General features: G+C 62.7%; 15 protein-coding genes. 7 read left to right on the top strand and 8 right to left on the bottom strand.

Annotated elements, in window-relative coordinates:
* Nucleotide 1: 1 nt before the first annotated feature.
* From JMN22_RS16915 to edd, 8 genes are all read right to left on the bottom strand, one after another.
* Nucleotides 2-847, bottom strand: coding sequence for a carbohydrate ABC transporter permease (locus tag JMN22_RS16915; protein ID WP_030139359.1), 846 nt, complete (start codon nt 845-847; stop codon nt 2-4).
* Nucleotides 840-1748 carry a carbohydrate ABC transporter permease gene (locus tag JMN22_RS16910; protein WP_198797690.1) on the bottom strand — a complete coding sequence of 303 codons (909 nt, stop codon included), beginning with the start codon at nt 1746-1748 and terminating at the stop codon, nt 840-842. Before JMN22_RS16910 ends, JMN22_RS16915 begins: the two co-directional genes overlap by 8 nt.
* Nucleotides 1749-1901: 153 nt before the next feature.
* Nucleotides 1902-3203, bottom strand: a complete 1302-nt coding sequence (locus JMN22_RS16905) for an ABC transporter substrate-binding protein (RefSeq protein ID WP_198797689.1) — start codon at nt 3201-3203, stop codon at nt 1902-1904.
* A 116-nt stretch (nt 3204-3319) separates the two neighbouring features.
* Complete coding sequence (locus tag JMN22_RS16900; protein ID WP_198797688.1) at nt 3320-4579, bottom strand: D-mannose isomerase; 1260 nt, start codon at nt 4577-4579, stop codon at nt 3320-3322.
* Between the two features lie 244 nt (nt 4580-4823).
* Nucleotides 4824-6293, bottom strand: coding sequence for an ATP-binding protein (locus tag JMN22_RS16895; RefSeq protein ID WP_030139364.1), 1470 nt, complete (start codon nt 6291-6293; stop codon nt 4824-4826).
* The gene (locus JMN22_RS16890) at nt 6283-7014 is read right to left on the bottom strand and encodes a response regulator (protein WP_030139365.1); all 732 of its coding nucleotides are present in this window, start codon (nt 7012-7014) and stop codon (nt 6283-6285) included. The genes JMN22_RS16895 and JMN22_RS16890 overlap by 11 nt, the downstream gene beginning before the upstream one ends.
* Before the next feature lie 197 nt (nt 7015-7211).
* On the bottom strand, nt 7212-8171 hold the full coding sequence (locus JMN22_RS16885) for a glucokinase (RefSeq protein ID WP_030139366.1): 960 nt from the start codon (nt 8169-8171) through the stop codon (nt 7212-7214).
* A complete protein-coding gene (edd, locus tag JMN22_RS16880; RefSeq protein WP_030139367.1) occupies nt 8168-9994 on the bottom strand; it encodes a phosphogluconate dehydratase in 1827 nt (608 codons plus the stop codon). The genes JMN22_RS16885 and edd overlap by 4 nt, the downstream gene beginning before the upstream one ends.
* A 231-nt stretch (nt 9995-10225) precedes the next feature.
* On the opposite strand from edd, the gene gap reads away from it, so the two are divergent.
* The 7 genes from gap (at nt 10226) to JMN22_RS16845 (ending at nt 18440) form a co-directional block, all read left to right on the top strand.
* Complete coding sequence (gene gap, locus JMN22_RS16875) at nt 10226-11227, top strand: type I glyceraldehyde-3-phosphate dehydrogenase (protein WP_198797687.1); 1002 nt, start codon at nt 10226-10228, stop codon at nt 11225-11227.
* A 201-nt stretch (nt 11228-11428) separates the two neighbouring features.
* Nucleotides 11429-11941: an RNA polymerase sigma factor gene (locus tag JMN22_RS16870; RefSeq protein ID WP_030139368.1), complete on the top strand. Its 513-nt coding sequence runs from the start codon at nt 11429-11431 to the stop codon at nt 11939-11941.
* A 105-nt stretch (nt 11942-12046) separates the two neighbouring features.
* Nucleotides 12047-13009 (top strand): FecR family protein, encoded by a 963-nt coding sequence (locus JMN22_RS16865; RefSeq protein ID WP_198797686.1) that lies wholly within the window; start codon nt 12047-12049, stop codon nt 13007-13009.
* Between the two features lie 120 nt (nt 13010-13129).
* Complete coding sequence (locus tag JMN22_RS16860) at nt 13130-15721, top strand: TonB-dependent receptor (protein WP_198797685.1); 2592 nt, start codon at nt 13130-13132, stop codon at nt 15719-15721.
* Nucleotides 15722-15887: 166 nt separating this feature from the next.
* Nucleotides 15888-16478, top strand: a complete 591-nt coding sequence (locus tag JMN22_RS16855; RefSeq protein ID WP_030139371.1) for a biliverdin-producing heme oxygenase — start codon at nt 15888-15890, stop codon at nt 16476-16478.
* Between the two features lie 133 nt (nt 16479-16611).
* A complete protein-coding gene (locus JMN22_RS16850) occupies nt 16612-17037 on the top strand; it encodes a YbaN family protein (protein ID WP_030139372.1) in 426 nt (141 codons plus the stop codon).
* A 56-nt stretch (nt 17038-17093) separates the two neighbouring features.
* Complete coding sequence (locus JMN22_RS16845; protein WP_198797684.1) at nt 17094-18440, top strand: CoA transferase; 1347 nt, start codon at nt 17094-17096, stop codon at nt 18438-18440.
* Nucleotides 18441-18575 lie beyond the last annotated feature (135 nt).

The following is an 18575-nucleotide window of genomic DNA, read 5'->3' as shown; positions in this document are numbered from 1 at the left end:
ATTACCCCTTGACCGCGCCAGCCGTGAGGCCGCGCACGAAATACTTGCCTGCGATCACATAGACCAGCAGGGTCGGCAGCCCGGCGATCATCGCCGCCGCCATGTCCACGTTATATTCCTTGGCCCCGGTGCTGGTGTTGACCAGGTTGTTCAGCGCCACCGTGATGGGCTGGGAGTCACCGCTGGAGAACACCACGCCGAACAGGAAGTCGTTCCAGATCTGGGTGAACTGCCAGATCAGGCAGACCATGATGATCGGCGTCGACATCGGCAGGATGATGCGGCGGAAGATCGTAAAGAACCCGGCACCGTCCAGGCGCGCAGCCTTCACCAGCGCATCGGGAATGCTCACGTAGTAGTTGCGGAAGAACAGCGTAGTGAACGCCAGGCCGTAGACGACGTGGACAAACACCAGGCCGGTGGTGGTGCTGGCCAGGCCCATCTTGCCGAGGGTGAACGAGGCCGGCAGCAGCACGGTCTGGAACGGCAGGAAGCAACCGAACAGCAGCAGGCCGAAGAACAACTGCGACCCACGGAAGCGCCACATCGACAGCACATAACCGTTCAACGCACCGATGGCGGTGGAAATCAGCACGGCCGGCACGGTGATCTTGATCGAGTTCCAGAAATAGCCGTTGACCGTCGCCCAGGCCTTGACCCAGCCGATGCCGCTGACCACGGTCGGCCAGCTCAGCAGGTTACCGGTGCTGATGTCTTCCGGCGTCTTGAAGCTGGTCAACAGCATGACCACCAACGGCACCAGGTAAAGCAGTACCGCGAGGATCAGCACCGCGTAGATCGCGATGCGGCTCAGGCTGATGGAAGGTTTCGCAGCGAGACTAGTCATGACGCTTGGCCCTCAGCTCGGAATACAGGTAAGGCACGATGATCGCGAGGATCGCACCGAGCATCAGGATTGCGCTGGCCGAGCCCATGCCCATCTGGCCGCGACTGAAGGTGAACGAGTACATGAACATGGCAGGCAGGTCGGAGGAGTAACCCGGGCCACCGGCGGTCATGGCCGCCACCAGGTCGAAGCTCTTGATCGCAATGTGCGCCAGAATCATCACGGCACTGAAGAACACCGGGCGCAGGCTCGGCAGTACCACTTTCCAGTAGATGCGCGGCATGCTCGCGCCATCGATCTGCGCGGCGCGGATGATCGACTGGTCCACGCCACGCAGGCCGGCCAGGAACATCGCCATGATGAAACCCGAGGCCTGCCATACGGCAGCGATCACCAGGCAATACACCACGCGATCAGGGTCGATCAGCCAGTCCAGGCGGAAGCCTTCCCAGCCCCAGTCACGCACCAATTTATCCAGGCCCATGCCCGGGTTGAGCAGCCATTTCCAGGCGGTACCGGTGACGATCATCGAGAGCGCCATCGGGTACAGGTAAATGGTGCGGATGAAACCTTCGCGACGAATACGCTGGTCGAGGAACACCGCCAGCAGCACGCCGATGACCAGGGTAATGCCGATGAACATGCCACCGAACACCGCGAGGTTCTTGCTGGCTACCCACCAGCGGTCGTTGTCCCACAGCCGTGCGTATTGCGCCAGGCCCGCCCATTTGTAGGTGGGCAGGAAAGTCGACGTTGTGAACGACAGGACGAACGTCCACAGGATGTAGCCATAAAAGCCCACCAGGACGATGAACATGCTCGGCGCCAGCACCAGTTTTGGTAGCCAGCGCTGCAATGCATCGAACGGCGAGGCCTTGCTGAACACAGCAACAGAACTCATGGGGAAATCCAAACCAAAGAATAAAAACTACAAATGCATTCCCTTTGTGGGAGCGGGCTTGCTCGCGAAAGCGGTGTGCCAGCCAACGGATGTATCAACTGACACGACGCCTTCGCGAGCAAGCCCGCTCCCACAGGGCTCGCGGTGCTGACCTTACTTGGCCGACTGAACCGCTGCGCCCAATTTCTTGGCGGCATCGGCCGGGTCGGCTTTCGGGTCGTTGATGTAGTTGGTCACGACGTCAAAGAACGCGCCTTGTACCGCCAATGTGGTCGCCATGTTGTGCGCCATGCTTGGCTGCAGGCCGCCGCTCTTGGCGTCTGCCAGGAAGTCCTTGGCAGCGGTCTGGGCGCAGGAGTCGAAACCGTACTTGCCCATGTCGGCCAGCATGTCGTTACGCACCGGGATCGAGCCCTTGTTGATGCTGAAGACTTTCTGGAAGTTCTCACCCAGCACGACCTTGGCGATATCCTGCTGCCCCGCCGAAGTGCCTGCGTCCTTCTGCTTGAACACCGCCAGGGAGTCAATGTTGTAGGTGAAGGCCTTGTCAGTGCCTGGGAACGCTACGCACTCGTAGTCCTTGCCGGCGACTTTCTTCGCCGCGGTCCACTCGCTCTTGGCCCAGTCACCCATGATCTGCATGCCGGCCTTGCCGTTGATGACCTTGGCCGCTTCCAGGTTCCAGTCCTGGCCCTTGCCGTCGGCGTCCATGTAGGTCGCGACTTTCTTCAGCTCGGTCAATGCCTTGACCATTTCCGGACCGGTCAGCGCCGTGTTGTCCAGGTCGACCAGGGCTTTCTTGTAGCCATCAGCGCCCATGACCGAGAGCACCACCGCTTCGAACACGGTGCTGTCCTGCCACGGCTGGCCGCCGTGGGCCAGGGGAATGAAGCCTGCGGCCTTGAGCTTGTCACCGGCGGCGTAGAATTCTTCGAGGGTGGTCGGGTTCTTGGTGATGCCGGCTTTCTTGAAGACTTCCGGGTTGATCCACAACCAGTTGACGCGGTGGATATTCACCGGCACAGCGACGTAGTCACCTTCGTACTTCACGGTGTCGGAGACTTTCTTGTCGAGCAGGCTGTCCCACTTTTCCGCCTTGGAAACGTCCTTGAGGACGTCGGTGTCGAGCAGGCCAGTGGTTGCCCATTCCTGGATGTCCGGGCCCTTGATCTGGGCGACGCCCGGTGGGTTGCCAGCCACGGCACGGCTCTTGAGCACGGTCATGGCAGTGGAACCGCCACCGCCGGCGACGGCGCCGTCCTTCCAGGTAAAGCCGTCTTTTTCCACCTGGGCCTTGAGCACATCGACCGCGGCTTTTTCACCACCCGACGTCCACCAGTGGACGACTTCCACGGAACCTTTCGATTCGGCGGCCAGGGCGCTGACAGGGAATGCTGCGACGGGAAGCAAGGAAGCAAGAGAAATGACAGTAGCGAGGCGAGAAATCGCATTCATCTAGAAGTACCTTTCTTGTTGTTATGCATGCAAGTCTGGTGCTTGCGCTGCATGGATTCTAATCAGGGGTTATCCCTTCGCAGGTAACGAAGGGACGCGGATATGTCACTGCATGGTTACACAGGCGCGGGAGCGGATAACCGCGCCAACGCAGACGCCATGCTGGGCGCCAGGGGAAGCCGAGGTATCAGCACGGCTTGCCAGGCGTGGTAAAGGTCCGGCTTGCCCGGCCAGATGTCGGCGCTGGGGCGGTTTTGTGGATCGAGTTCGTGGTGCCAACTGCCGTTGCAGCGATCGATGAAATGCTTGTCGCAGAATTCCCAGAAACGCCGGTACCAGGCTTCGTATTGCGCCTCGTCGGTACGCTTGAGCAGCGCGCTGGCCGCTGCCGCCGCTTCGGCATGCACCCAATGCAGGCGATGACGAACCACGGCGCGGTTGTCCCAGTCCAGGGTGTAGACAATGCCCGGCGCGCCATCGACGTCCCAGCCGTGGCGGCAGTTCTGGTCGAAGAGTTTTTGCGCGTCCTGGGCCAGCCAGCCCGGGGTCAGCATGCCGATCTGCACGCGCGCGGCTTCAAGGTGCAGCAGTAGCCGCGCCCATTCGAAACCATGGCCGGGCGTGGTGCCGTAGGGACGAAACCCATCGGCCGGGTTGTCGTGGTTGTACTCGCGCAGCGGCTGCCAGTCGCGGTCGAAATGCTCGACGACCATGTAGTCGTTGGCGGCCGCATGCCCATGGATGACCCGCTCGACGATGCGCAGGGCCCGCGCCAGCCAGCGCGGGTCGTCCGTGGCATCGGCCAGGGCGAGAAAGGCTTCGGTGGCGTGCATGTTGCTGTTGGCGCCGCGATAAGCCTCTTCTTCGCGCCAGTCGCGGTTGAAGGATTCGCGCAAGGCGCCCTCTTCTTCGCACCAGAAATGCTCGTCGATGATCCGCACGGCTTCCTTGAGCAAGGCCTCGGCGCCGGGGCGCTGGGCCACGACCGCAGAGCTGGCGGCCAGGGCAACGAAAGCATGCAGGTAGGCGGCTTTGCCGGTTTCGTTTTCAGCGGGATTGGCCGTGGCGAACCAGCCGCCGAACTCAGCATCGCGCAGCGGCCCCATGAGGGCTTGCACGCCATGATCCACCAACTCGACAAACCCCGGCAGGCCCTGGATGTGGGCCATGGCGAAGCTGTGGGTCATGCGCGCGGTGTTCATGGTTTCGGCGCGGGCATCGGCGGGCAGGCGACCCAGCTCGTCCAGGTTGCCGAAACCGTCCGGCAGCTTCGAGGCCTTGGCAAACGCCAGCAGCCGCAAGCCTTCGGCGGCGAGCCATTGCTGGTGGGCAGGAGCGTTCAACCAACTGCTGAACGCCGGTTGGAAGGTGTCCATCGACATGACCTTTTTTGTTGTTTTGACCCGGGGAGTCTAAACAAGGGAGGGTCGGTGGCAGGTAACGAAAGGGACGAGTTATGTCACCGAGTTGTGACATTTTCTTGAAAGGGGTGTTGGGACTACTGGCGCCTTCGCGAGCAAGCCCGCTCCCACAAGGGACTTGTGTCAAACACAATACCTGTGTTCAACGAGGTCCAATGTGGGAGCGGGCTTGCTCGCGAAGAACGATAGCGCGGTCCGACTAATCCACACTCCGAGGCAACTGCAACGTCACCCGCAACCCGCCCTCGCGCAGATTCTGCAGGCTGACTTCGCCACCATGGCTATGGGCAATGTTGCGGGCGATGCCCAGCCCCAAGCCGTAACCCTGCTGCTGCCCGGCCAGGCGAAAGTGCGGCTCGAAGACTTGCTCCAGGCGCTGTTCCGGCACGCCCGGACCTTCATCGTCGACATGCAGGATGAACGCTGTTTCATCGTCATCGATGTGCAGATGGGCACGCTGTCCGTATTTCAAGGCGTTGTCGATCAGGTTGCCGATGCAGCGCTTGAGGGCCAGCGGCTTGCCGGAATACGGCGCCAGCGCCCGACCATCCTGGGTGACCCGGCCATTGCCGTTGGGCGCGAGGTAGGGTTCCACCAAGCAATCCAGTACGTGATTGAGGTCCACCGGCTCGATGTTCTCGTGGATGTCGGTGTCCTTGACGCATTGCAACGCGCCCTTGACCAGTAACTCCAGCTCGTCCAGGTCACGGCCAAACTTGGCTTGCAGGTTTTCATCCTCCAGCAGCTCGACCCGCAACCGCAGCCGGGTGATCGGCGTGCGCAGGTCATGGGAGATCGCACTGAACAACTGGCTGCGCTCGGTCAGGTAGCGGCTGATGCGCTCGCGCATGGCGTTGAACGCCCGGCCCACTTCCACGACCTCACTGCCGCCGCCCTCGGCCACGGGCTGCACTTCAGCGCCAAGGGACATGTCCCGCGCGGCTCGGGCCAGACGCTTGAGGGGCCGGCTCTGCCAGTGCACCAGCAAGCCGATGAACAACAGCAACAGGCTACTGGTGAGCACGATGAAACCCACCTGTTGCTTGGGCAGGTCCTGTTCTTCGAGGCTGGTATAGGGTTCGGGCAGCAGCGAGGCGATGTACAGCCATTCACCCGGCGCCATCTGGATTTGCGTAACCAGCACCGGCGGGTTTACCGGTTCGAGCGTCAACGCGTAATGAGCCCATGAACGCGGCAGCTCGTCGAGCTTGAGCCCGCCGTTGAAGATCCGCAGGTCTTCGGGGCTGACGAACTTGACGGAGATGTCGGCGTTGTTGCCCAGGGAGCGCCGCAGCACTTCATCCACCGCCTGGAGCACCGCCAGTTTGCGTGGTGTCACGGGCAACACGTCCATGCCCAGCGGCTTGTCATTGAGGGTGACGACGAATCGTGTCCCCCCCATGCTCCGCAACTGGTCCAGCACCAAGGGCCGGTAAGCCACCGGCAGGGAGCGCAGATAGCTGACAGTGGCGGTCATCGAATGGGCGAGACTGCGGGCGCTGGTGACCAGGCCTTCGAGCTGGGTGGCACGCAGTTGCGAAACCCAGATCAGGCTCGACAGCGTCTGGGCGAACAGCACGACCAGCAGGGTCAGCAACAGCATCCGGCCGAGCAACGAGCGCGGCACGGGTATGCGCCGGACAATTTTCCTGATCGCTTCAGTGACCATTGCTGGCAACCACACTGGCCGCCAGTTGATAACCGCTGCCGCGCACCGTGCGAATCAGCCGCGGTGGCTTGTCCGTGTCGCGCAAGCGCTGGCGCAGACGACTGACCGCCATGTCGACGATCCGGTCCAGGGGCATCAGTTCACGCCCTCGGGTGGCGTTGCCGATAGTGTCGCGGTCGAGGATTTCCTGGGGATGATCGAGGAACAGCTTGAGCAACGCGAAGTCGGCGCCGGAGAGGATCACTTCTTCGCCATCGGTGTGGAACAGCCGATGGCTGACCATGTCCAGCCGCCACTCGTCGAAGGCCAGCACGTCGCCGCCCGACCGTTCCTGGCCGAACTGTGCCCGGCGCAGCAGCGCCTTGATACGCGCCTGCAATTCACGCGGGCTGAACGGCTTGCCCAGGTAATCATCGGCCCCCAGCTCCAGGCCAATGACCCGGTCGGCCTCATCGGAACTGGCGGTGAGCATGATGATCGGCACATGGGCCTGGCGCGGGTGTTCGCGAACCCAGCGGCAAAGGCTGAAGCCGTCCTCGTCGGGCAGCATCACATCGAGGATCACCAGGTCGCTCGGCGCCTCGTTCAAGGCCTGGCGAAACCCGGCGCCGTCGGGCGTGGTGCGCACCTGGAAACCCGCACGGCTGAGGTAAGTGTCCAGCAGTTCGCGAATCTCCTGGTCGTCGTCGACCAACAAAATCGATTTGTTCACTGAACTCACGGGGCCTCGTCCTTGTTGTTTGGATTGGGGGCGATTATGCCTGATGGATGAGGACTACAAACACACCACAAAACACACTACAAAACCCTGTGGGAGCGAGCTTGCTCGCGATAACGGCGTATCAGTCAGCATCAATGGCGACTGACACTCCGCTATCGCGAGCAAGCTCGCTCCCACAAGGGGTCGTATTTCAAACTTCAAGCGTGTGTCGACTGCTCCAACGCCACGCCCGCGCCCATCAGGCCGGAGTACGGCGCCGTCACCAACCAGACCGGAATGCCCTTGAAATAATCGCTCATGCAACCCTTGTCGGCGAAGGATTTGGCGAAGCCACTCTCAAGGAAGAAATCGGCAAACCGCGGGACCACGCCGCCAACGATGTAGACACCGCCGCGACCACCCACCGTGAGTACGTTATTGCCCGCCACGCGCCCCAGCCATCGGCAGAACTGCTCAAGGACTTCCAGCGCAACAGGGTCCCCGGCCAGGCCGGCGGCGGTAATGGATTCAGGGGTATCGAGCACCGGTTCATGACCGTCCACCGCGCAGATCGCCCGGTAGACGCGGGGCAAGCCGCTGCCACTCAGCGCGGTTTCGGCGCTGACGTGGCCGATTTCGTTGTAGATGTGTTGCCAGAGCTGGGTCTCGCGCGGACTGCTCATCGGCAGGTCGACATGGCCGCCCTCCCCCGGCAGCGCCGCGAAGCGACCTTCGCCCAGGTCCAGCAGCGTCCCGACGCCCAGCCCGGTGCCCGGCCCGATCACTACCGCCGGGCGCATCGGCTCCGGCGTGCCTTGGCAGACGACCCGGTATTCATCGGGACGCAAGCAGGTCATGCCCAGGGCCATGGCGGAAAAGTCGTTGACCAGCAACAGCTTCTCCACCTGCAGCGTCTTGCAGAACGCCAGGTTGCTCAGGCGCCAGTGGTTGTTGGTGAAGCGAAACTCATCACCGCTCACGGGGCCGGCCACCGACAGGCACACCGAGCCAATCGCACCCGGCGCCATGCCCATGCCGCTCAGGTAAACCTTGATGGCATCTTCCGGGCAGGCGTAATCCGCCGTCGCCAACACCTGGATGTTCTCCAGGTTGTGGTTCTTCCACAGGGCGAAACGCGCATTGGTCCCGCCGATGTCACCGACCAAAGCCAGTTTCAATTAATCGCCTCCAGGGCAGAAGTGAAGGCGCTGGCGCCCTGCTCTGCCGAGCTGAAAGCCATGCGCATGAAACCGAACAGCTCGCGACCGGTGCCGATGTTGTTGCCCAACAGGCCCTTGGCCGGCTCGCGCGCGGCGAATTCCTCGGCGTCCACCTTCAGTTCCAAGGTGCCTTTGACGCCATCGACGCGGATGATATCGCCCTCCTGCACCCGAGCCAACGCGCCGCCGACATAAGCTTCGGGGCTGACGTGAATGGCCGCCGGGATTTTCCCCGATGCACCGGACATGCGCCCGTCGGTGACCAGCGCCACCTTGAAGCCGCGATCCTGCAGCACGCCGAGGAACGGCGTCATCTTGTGCAGCTCGGGCATGCCATTGGAGCGCGGGCCCTGGAAGCGCATCACCGCGACAAAATCCTTTTCCAGCAGACCGGCCTTGAACGCATCGGCCAAATCCTGCTGATCCTGGAAGACCATGGCCGGCGCCTCGACGACCTGGTTTTCCAAGGCCACGGCCGAGACTTTCATCACACCACGGCCGAGGTTGCCTTCCATCACCCGCAAGCCGCCTTCCGGCGAGAACGCACGGGCCACCGGGCGCAGGATGTTTTCGTCGAGGCTTTCGATCGGGCCGTCGCGCCACACCAACTCGCCATCTTCCAGGAACGGCTCTTGGGTATAGCGGCTCAAGCCGTGACCCAGCACGGTGTTGACGTTCTCGTGAAGCAGACCCGCTTCCAGCAATTCGCGGATCAGGAACGACATGCCGCCCGCCGCCTGGAAGTGGTTGATGTCGGCCTTGCCGTTCGGGTAGACGTGGCTCAGGGTCGGCACCACCTCGGAGAGGTCGGCCATGTCCTGCCAGGTCAGCTGGATACCCGCCGCCATGGCAATGGCCGGCATGTGCAGGGTGTGGTTGGTGGAGCCGCCGGTGGCGTGCAGCGCAACGATGGAGTTGACCAGCGAGCGCTCGTCGACGATTTCGCCGATGGGCATGAAGTTGCCGCTCTGCTTGGTCAGGCGCGTGACCTGGAACGCCGCCTCACGAGTCAGGGCGTCGCGCAGCGGCGTGTTCGGGTTGACGAACGAAGCGCCTGGCAAGTGCAGGCCCATCACTTCCATCAGCAATTGGTTGGTGTTGGCGGTGCCGTAGAAGGTGCAGGTGCCGGGGCTGTGGTAGGACTTCATCTCCGATTCCAGCAGCTCTTCGCGCGTCGCCTTGCCTTCGGCGTAGCGCTGGCGCACGTCGGCTTTCTCTTTGTTGGAAATGCCCGAGACCATCGGCCCGCCGGGCACGAAGATCGTCGGCAAGTGACCGAAGCGCAGCGCGCCCATCATCAGGCCCGGGACGATCTTGTCGCAGATGCCGAGCATCAGCGCGCCGTCGAACATGTTGTGGGACAACGCCACCGCCGTGGACAGCGCGATCACTTCGCGGCTCGGCAGGCTCAGTTCCATCCCGGCCTCGCCCTGGGTCACGCCGTCGCACATGGCCGGCGTACCGCCAGCGAACTGGCCGACCGAGCCGATCTCGCGCAGGGCCTTCTTGATTTGTTCGGGGAAGGTTTCGTACGGCTGGTGGGCCGAGAGCATGTCGTTATAGGACGACACGATGGCGATGTTGGCGGCGTTCATCATCCGCAGGTGGTGCTTGTCTTCAGTGCCGCAACCGGCGACGCCGTGGGCGAAGTTGGCGCACTGCAGCTTGCCGCGCATCGGGCCGTCGCTGGCTGCACCGCGGATCAGTGCAAGGTAAGCCTCACGAGTAGCGCGACTGCGGGCGATAAGCCGTTCGGTGACCTCAAGTACGCGGGGATGCATAGGTAGAACTCCAGGCTAACGGGTGTGGCGACCTGATTGTCTATGCTGGTTCAAAAGCCCTTTGTACACCGCTGGAAAGACAGGGCGACAAACGGTTTTTGACCCATCGGACCAGTTGATTCAGGTCACTCGTTGTAGATAAAACAAAATATTGCCACTAAAAAGGCTTGTTTTCTATTTTTATGCGAATAATCTTGTAATTCCAACAACAAATCGACGGCGGCGCAGTTAATGACTCTTCGAATCGCAATCAATGGTTTTGGCCGCATCGGCCGCAACGTCCTCCGTGCACTGTATACCCAAGGCTATCGTCGCGACTTGCAGATCGTCGCCATCAACGACCTGGGCGACAGTGCAATCAATGCCCATCTGCTCAAGTTCGACACCGTGCACGGCACCTTCGATGCCGACGTCCAGCACGACCACGAAAGCCTGACGGTCAATGGCGACCGCATCTCGGTCAGCGCCATCCGCAACCCGGCCGAACTGCCTTGGGCGGCCGAGAAGATCGACGTCGTGTTCGAATGCACCGGCCTGTTTACCGACCGTGCCAAGGCAGCCGCCCACATCAGCGCCGGCGCCCACAAGGTGATCATCTCGGCACCGGCCAAGGGCGCCGATGCCACCGTCGTGTATGGCGTCAACCATGACATCCTGCGCCAGTCCCACCAGATCATCTCCAACGCGTCGTGCACCACCAACTGCCTGGCCCCGGTGGCCCAGGTGCTGCACCGCGAGCTGGGCATCGAAAGCGGCCTGATGACCACGATCCATGCCTACACCAACGACCAGAACCTGACCGACGTCTACCACAGCGACCCCTACCGCGCCCGCTCGGCCACCCAGAACATGATCCCGAGCAAGACCGGCGCCGCCGAAGCCGTGGGCCTGGTGCTGCCGGAACTGGCCGGCAAGCTGACCGGCATGGCCGTGCGCGTACCGGTGATCAACGTATCCCTGGTCGACCTCACCGTGCAGCTCAAGCGCGAAGCGTCGGCCGAAGAAGTCAACGAACTGCTGCGCCATGCCAGCCAGCATTCGAAGATCCTCGGCTACAACACCCTGCCGCTGGTTTCCAGCGATTTCAACCACAACCCGCTGTCGTCGATCTTCGACGCCAACCACACCAAGGCCAGCGGCAAGCTGCTCAAGGTATTGGCCTGGTATGACAACGAATGGGGCTTCTCCAACCGCATGCTGGATAACTGCCTGGCGTTGTGTAACGCGGAGTAACCGCCCCAGCAGCTTTTGAGCTTTTCTGTGGGAGGAGCTTGCTCGCGAAAGCGGTGTATCAGTCAACATCAATGGCGACTGACACTCCGTCATCGCGAGCAAGCTCGCTCCCACAGGGTTACAACATCGGTGAAATGAAGGCTTGACCCGTCGCGCAGATGATAAGCATTATCATCTACTCGAACCGGATCGGGCCCTACCGTGAGTCAATCGCGTTTTCATCACGTCTTTCTCGCCCAGCGTACCCCGCTGCTGCGCACCCTCGAGCGGATGGTCAACAACCCGAGTACCGCCGAAGACTTGCTTCAGGAAACCTACTTGCGCGTCACCCGCGCCCTGAGCGAGCGCACCGTCGATCATCTCGAACCCTTTGTCTTCCAGACCGCCCGCAACCTGGCGCTGGACCATTTGCGCGCGCGGCGAATCCAGTCACGGACCCTGGTCGATGACGTGCCGTTGGACGTCGTGAACAATGTGGTCGCCCCCCAAAGCAGCGCCGAAGACGCTGCCCATGCCGAACGAATGCTCGAACGCCTTAACGTCAGCCTGCAATCCCTCAGCCCGCGCCAACGGCAGGTCTTCATTCTCAGTCGGCTGCATGGCCACAGTTACCAAGACATCGCGCAACGATTGGACGTGTCCCTGAGTACCGTGCAAAAAGAATTGAAACTGATCATGGCCATCTGCGTGGGCGTGGCCGAACGCAACCCATGAATCAAGCAACAAGCCAGGCGTTTCGGGCCGCAAGCTGGACGCAAGCTTGCCAGCCACCGCTTGCGGCTTGTAGCGTGTGCCTGCCGCCAATAATGAGAATCCACCGTGACGGACAACCATCGCCCACCTGACGCCGCCGAGGCACAGGACACCGCCCACGCCATGGACCAGGCGCTGGACTGGTTGATCCTGCTCGACAGCCCCAGCGAGGAGCAGCGCCAACACTTCCAGGCCTGGCTGGCGGCCGATCCTCGCCATGGCGAAGCGTTCGCCAGGGCCCAGGCGATCTGGAATGGCCCGCACGTCATCGAAAGCGCCCGGCAACTGCGCGACCAACCCAAAGTCACCGCGCTGTCGCGCCTGCGTGCCCATTGGAAACCGTTGGCGACTGCCGCCGTGCTGTTTCTCGGCCTGTTCAATTTCAGCGACTTGCCCCTGCACTTCGAAGCCGATCACCTGACGGTGGTCGGTGAGCGCCAGCGCCTGCAATTGGAAGACGGCTCCAAGGTCCTGCTCAACACCGATTCGGCGTTTTCCAGCACGTTCAGCGAACAGCGGCATGTGGCCCGCCTGTACAAGGGCGAGGCATTCTTCGAAGTGCCAGGCAACCGCAACCTGCCGCTGGAAATTGATGCCGGCCCGGTCACCGCCAGCGTCAGCGACACCACATTTGCCGTGCGTTACCTCGACGGCGTGGCCCAAGTCCAGGTGCAGCGCGGCGACATCGACCTGCGGGCCACCCGGTACGACACCCACGTGCGGTTGTCGGCCGGAGAAAGCATCCGCATCGGCCCCAACGGCTTCGACCGCCCCACACGCCTCGATGCGGGTACCGAGCTGGCCTGGGTACAAGGTCGGCTGGTGTTCGAAAACCGGCCGCTGAGCCAAGTCCTGGCCGAGCTGCGGCGCTACTACCCTGGCTGGATCATCAATACCAACGAACGTCTGGCCAACATCGCGGTGACGGGCAATTACCGCCTCGACCAGCCGCTGGATGCGGTCCGCTCCCTGGCGCACATCACCTCTGCGCGGTTGCAGGAATTCCCGGCACTGGTGATCCTGAACTAAATGAGAATTATTTTTACTCGATAACCTTCGCTGGTTCGTCTCGTTATAGCCAATGCAATTGATTCGCATCTTCACGATGCCGATCTGCACCTATAACAGATGCGACACGGAGCGCTATCGATGTCCTCTCGCCTTACTTGCCGGTTCCTCGCACCTTCCCGCGCGCTGTCATTGCTGACCGCCGCCATCCTGATGGCCGGTGCCGCACCAGCAGCCTTCGCCGTCAATGGGCAATCGCCCGCCCACAACATGGGTGACTACACCTTCAACATCGCCCGACAGCCCTTGGTCTCCGCGCTGAACGCATTCACGACGGTGACGGGCTGGCAAGTCGGCTTGCCGGCTGAACTGGCCGCAGGCGTCGCTTCGCCGGGCGTGAACGGCTCGCTGCCGCCGGAAAAAGCCCTGGAGCGCTTGTTGGTGGGGACCGACCTGAGCTACCGCAAACTGGGCGATAACAACATCGTTCTGGAAAAACGCAGCGCCGGCAATGTGCTGGACTTGCAGCAAGTGACCATCAGTGCCACCCGCCAGGAACAGGACATCACCCGCGTACCGAGCACCGTTTCCATCCATGATCGCCAGGCACTCGATCGCAACAACGTCAACACCATCAAGGACCTGGTGCGCTACGAGCCCGGTGTTTCGGTGGGCGGCGCAGGCCAGCGTGGCGGCATCAGCGGCTACAACATTCGCGGCATCGACGGCAACCGGATCCTGACCCAGGTCGATGGCGTGGAAGTGCCCGGCGGTTTCTTCAACGGTCCCTATGCCAAGACCCAGCGCAACTATGTCGACCCGGAGATCATCAAGCGCGTGGAAATCCTCCGTGGCCCGGCCTCGGTGCTGTACGGCAGCAACGCCATTGGCGGTGTCGTCAGTTATTTCACCCTCGACGCGGAGGACATCATCAAGCCCGGCCAGGACGTCGGCGCACGCCTGAAGACCGGCTACAGCTCTGTCGACGAGAGCTGGCTCAAGTCCTCCACCGTCGCCGGTCGCAGAGGGCCATTCGACGGCCTGCTGCACTACAGCCAGCGCGACGGCCACGAGACCGAATCCTACGGCAGCAACAACGGCACCGGACTGGACCGCACCGCGGCCAACCCGGAAGACGTGCGCGCCAACAACGTGCTGGCCAAGCTTGGCTGGAACTACAGCGATGACGCGCGCCTGAGCCTGGTGTATGAGAAGTACAAGGACGATCGCGACATCGATCTGAAAAGTGCCTACGGCGGCCCGTACGCCAACGGCCAACCGGCCATTCCCGCCTCGATCCTGCCCGGCGGCATGTACCAGTGGCGCACCGGCAACGACACCATCACCCGCGAACGTTTCGGCCTGGAGCACAACTTCGACCTCGACAGCCTGCTGGCCGACACCATCAAGTGGAGCCTGAACCACCAGGTCGCCAAGACCGACCAGAGCACCGCCGAATTCTACTTCCCGATCACGCGCCAGGTACTGCGCACGCGAGAAACGCTCTACGAAGAGAAGCAGTGGGTGTTCGACGCGCAACTGGACAAGTCATTCCGCATTGCTGACACCGACCACGCACTGACCTACGGCACCACGCTCAAGCAGCAAAAGGTCACCGGTTCGCGCAGCGGCAATGGCGTGTGCCTGGCGGTCGGCGTGGGCTGCTCCGCCGTCGGCGCGATCAGCACACGGGACGTGCTGGCAAAAGCCAGTGACTTCCCGGACCCGACCATCAACACCTACAGTTTGTTCGCCCAGGACCAGATCAGCTGGAACAAATGGACCTTCACGCCAGCACTGCGCTACGACTACACCCGGCTCAAGCCACACCTGACCGAGGAATTCCTCAGCACCGTGGACCCCACCGCCGGCGGCACGGTCAGTGGCCAGGACAAGACCTGGCATCGCGTCTCGCCCAAGTTCGGCCTGACCTATGACCTGACTGACCAATACACCTGGTACGGCCAGTACGCCGAAGGTTTCCGCACGCCGACCGCCAAGGCGCTGTATGGCCGTTTCGACAATGCGGGTATTGGCTACAGCGTGAAACCCAATCCCGACCTGGAACCGGAAAAAAGCAAGGGCTACGAGACCGGTTTGCGTGGGCGCTTCGATTCCGGCTCGTTCGACGTGGCGGTGTTCTACAACAAGTACCGCGACTTCATCAACGAGGACGCCATCATCCCCGGCGCCGACCGGTTGACCTTCCAGAGCAACAACATCAAGCACGCCACCATCAAGGGCATCGAAGCCAAGGGTCGCCTGGACCTGGACATGTTCGGCGCACCACGGGGGCTCTACACCCAAGGCTCGGTGGCTTACCTCCATGGCCGCAACGACGACACCGGCGAACCGCTCAACAGCATCAACCCACTGACCGGCGTGTTCGGCCTGGGTTACGACCAGGCGCAGTTTGGCACCTTGCTCAGTTGGACCCTGGTGAAGAAGCAAGACCGCGTCGATGACAGCAACTTCAACTCCCCTGATGGCGTCAGCAGCCAATTCAAGACGCCGGGTTTCGGCATTGTCGACCTGAGCGGGTACTACAAGGTCACCGACGACGTCACGGTCAGCGGCGGCCTCTACAACCTCACCGACAAGAAGTACTGGCTGTGGGACGACGTGCGCGGCTACGACAGCGTCGGCGAAGCGGCGGTGCTGAACCCGGCCAATCTCGATCGCCTCACGGCGCCTGGGCGCAACTTCGCGGTCAACCTGATCTGGGATATCTGATCCAGCGTTCAGCCAAAACAATTATCTGTGGCGAGGGGATTTATCCCCGCTGGGGTGCGCAGCAGCCCTAACAAAAATGGGACCGAAAGAAGCGGACTTTGGGGCCGCTTCGCGCCCCAGCGGGGATAAATCCCCTCGCCACAACTTCCACTCAAAGGAATTTTTCATGACCACACACCGCCCCGTTACCCGCTCCCAACGCCTGAACCAGATCACCCACGAGCCCCACGGCAGGCTCGACGCGCTGGTCAAGGCACACGCCCCATTCGAAACCCAGGCCAACTACGCCCGCTTCGTTGTCGCCCAGTACCAGTTCCAGTCGGAACTGGCGGCGCTGTACAACGACACGCAACTGACCGCGCTGATTGCCGATTTGCCCGCGCGCTGCCGCGCCGAAGCGGCCAAGGCCGACCTCGCGGACCTGGACACCGAAGTGCCGGCTCCCCTGGCCGGCGCAGTGAAGAACCCGACCCAGGCCGAAGCCCTCGGCTGGCTGTTCGTCTCCGAGGGTTCCAAGCTTGGCGCTGCGTTCTTGATCAAGCGCGCCGTCACCCTTGGAATGAACGAAATCTTTGGAGCCCGCCACTTGGCAGAACCGGCGGGCGGCCGCGCCGAAGGCTGGAAAACCTTCACCCGGACCCTCGACGAGTTGCCCTTCACCGAACAGCAGGAAGCCGAGGCGGACAAAGGCGCGCTGGACGCCTTCAACCGCTTTACCGTGCTGCTGGAACAGGCTTACGCGGCGCAATTGGCTTGAATCCCCACCATCCCCTGTGGGAGCGAGCTTGCTCGCGATGACGGACTGCCAGCCAGCCTATTGGTCGCCTGACACACCGCTATCGCGAGCAAGCTCGCTCCCACAGGGCCAAGCGCATGTCGGATAGAAATACATGAGCCGTACGCCCTCGAAACTCAGCCAACTGCTCTTCGCCCTCCTCGCCTACGCCAGCCTGGCCATCGGCCTGGTGGCCATCGCCGTGCCCGGCTTGCCGACCACTGAATTCATCCTGCTCGCCGCCTGGGCCGCGACCCGCAGTTCCCCGCGCCTGAGTGCCTGGCTGGAGGGCCACCGATTATTCGGACCGATGCTGCACAACTGGCGCAACGGCAAGGTCATCCCGCGCCGGGCCAAGATCGCCGCAACGGCCAGCATGCTGTGCTGCGCAGGGTTGATGCTGCTGGTGCTCGAACACCACTGGCCGGTTTACCTCGCGCTCGCGGGCATGGGCCTGGGCAATCTCTGGATCTGGTCACGCCCGGAACACCGTGGCAAGGGAGCTTGCTCCCGCTGGGCCGGTCCGACGCCTCGGGCGTAGCGACCCCCGATGTTCGTTTGATCTATGCTCGCTCTCTGGTTCAGGAGGGCTTCCAAATGTCAGACCTACTCTCATCCATGCAAACCGCCATCGGCTTGCCCACGACACCGATCCCCTTCACAGGCGAAGGCGCCCTGCCCTCGGCCTTCGCGGTCACGGAGCTGGCCAGCGCGAGCATCGGTGTGGCCGGTCAAGCGGTCGCCGAGCTCATCTACCAACAAACCGGTCGCCTGCCGACGCTTGAAGTCGACCAGCGCCTGGCCTCGTTCTGGTTTTCCACCTCCCTGCGACCCATCCGCTGGAGCGTACCGCCGATGTGGGATCCGGTGGCAGGCGACTATGCCACTGCCGACGGCTGGATCCGCCTGCACACCAACGCGCCGCATCATCGCCAGGCGGCGGAAAAGGTCCTCGGGGCCTGCGCCGACCGCGCCGACATGGCCAGCAAAGTGATCCGTTGGAACAAGGCCGACCTGGAGCAAGCCGTGGTCGACGCCGGCGGTTGCGCCGCACAGATGCGCTCGTGGCAGGCGTGGCAACTCCATCCGCAGGGCTTGGCGGTGAATGCCGAGCCTCTCGTTCAGTTGGATGACGACGCCGAAGGTTCGCCTGCGCCCTGGCTCGGCTCCGTCGCCCAGCCCCTGGCGGGCCTCAAGGTGCTGGACCTGACCCGCGTGCTGGCCGGCCCGATTGCCAGCCGTTTTCTTGCCGGCCTAGGCGCCGACGTACTGCGCATCGACCCGCCAACCTGGAACGAACCCGGCGTGGTGCCGGAAGTCACCCTCGGCAAACGTTGCGCCCGCCTCGACTTGCAGCAACCCGCCGACCGCGCAACGTTCGAGGCGCTGCTCAAGGAGGCCGACATCCTGCTACACGGCTACCGCGCCGACGCACTGGAACGCCTGGGCTATGGCGCCACGCAGCGCCAACGATTGGCCCCCGGCCTGATCGACGTCTGCCTCAACGCCTACGGCTGGAGCGGCCCCTGGCAACACCGCCGCGGCTTCGACAGCCTGGTGCAGATGAGCTGCGGCATCGCCGAGGCCGGCATGGCCTGGAAACACGCCGACAAGCCGACGCCGCTGCCGGTCCAGGCCCTGGACCATGGGACGGGTTACCTGATGGCGGCCAGCGCGATTGTGTTGGTCGCCCGCCGCTTGGCCACCAGCCATGGCGGCTCGGCACGCCTGTCGCTGGCGCGCACGGCGAAGCTGTTGATCGACGGCGGCGCTGGCACTCAGGTTGCATTGCGCCCTGAAGACGAGGCTGACCAGGGGCTGCTGGTGGAACAGACGCCGTGGGGCCCGGCGCATCGTTTGCAGGTACCGCTGAGGATCACCGGAACGCCGCTGCAATGGACGTTGCCGGCCGGCGAACTGGGGGCTCATCGGGCGCAGTGGTGATCGCCCGATGAGCCATCGTCGGATCGCCGCCCGGAGCAAGCTCGCTCCCACAGGGATATGCGTGAAACTGTGGGAGCGAGCTTGCTCGCGATAGCGACGAACCAGCCACCACAAACTCCACGTCGAACAGTTATC

The organism is Pseudomonas sp. HB05 (assembly GCF_016756915.1).
GTDB classification, from domain to species: domain Bacteria; phylum Pseudomonadota; class Gammaproteobacteria; order Pseudomonadales; family Pseudomonadaceae; genus Aquipseudomonas; species Aquipseudomonas alvandae.
This window is presented reverse-complemented; position numbering and strand designations above follow the sequence as displayed.

What these genes read in the sequence shown, in the direction of transcription:
- JMN22_RS16915 (WP_030139359.1), bottom strand. Translation starts at nt 847, where the DNA reads ATGACTAGTCTCGCTGCGAAACCTTCCATCAGCCTGAGCCGCATCGCG.
- JMN22_RS16910 (WP_198797690.1), bottom strand. Translation starts at nt 1,748, where the DNA reads ATGAGTTCTGTTGCTGTGTTCAGCAAGGCCTCGCCGTTCGATGCATTG.
- JMN22_RS16905 (WP_198797689.1), bottom strand. Translation starts at nt 3,203, where the DNA reads ATGAATGCGATTTCTCGCCTCGCTACTGTCATTTCTCTTGCTTCCTTG.
- JMN22_RS16900 (WP_198797688.1), bottom strand. Translation starts at nt 4,579, where the DNA reads ATGGACACCTTCCAACCGGCGTTCAGCAGTTGGTTGAACGCTCCTGCC.
- JMN22_RS16895 (WP_030139364.1), bottom strand. Translation starts at nt 6,293, where the DNA reads ATGGTCACTGAAGCGATCAGGAAAATTGTCCGGCGCATACCCGTGCCG.
- edd (WP_030139367.1), bottom strand. Translation starts at nt 9,994, where the DNA reads ATGCATCCCCGCGTACTTGAGGTCACCGAACGGCTTATCGCCCGCAGT.
- gap (WP_198797687.1), top strand. Translation starts at nt 10,226, where the DNA reads ATGACTCTTCGAATCGCAATCAATGGTTTTGGCCGCATCGGCCGCAAC.
- JMN22_RS16860 (WP_198797685.1), top strand. Translation starts at nt 13,130, where the DNA reads ATGTCCTCTCGCCTTACTTGCCGGTTCCTCGCACCTTCCCGCGCGCTG.
- JMN22_RS16855 (WP_030139371.1), top strand. Translation starts at nt 15,888, where the DNA reads ATGACCACACACCGCCCCGTTACCCGCTCCCAACGCCTGAACCAGATC.
- JMN22_RS16850 (WP_030139372.1), top strand. Translation starts at nt 16,612, where the DNA reads ATGAGCCGTACGCCCTCGAAACTCAGCCAACTGCTCTTCGCCCTCCTC.
- JMN22_RS16845 (WP_198797684.1), top strand. Translation starts at nt 17,094, where the DNA reads ATGTCAGACCTACTCTCATCCATGCAAACCGCCATCGGCTTGCCCACG.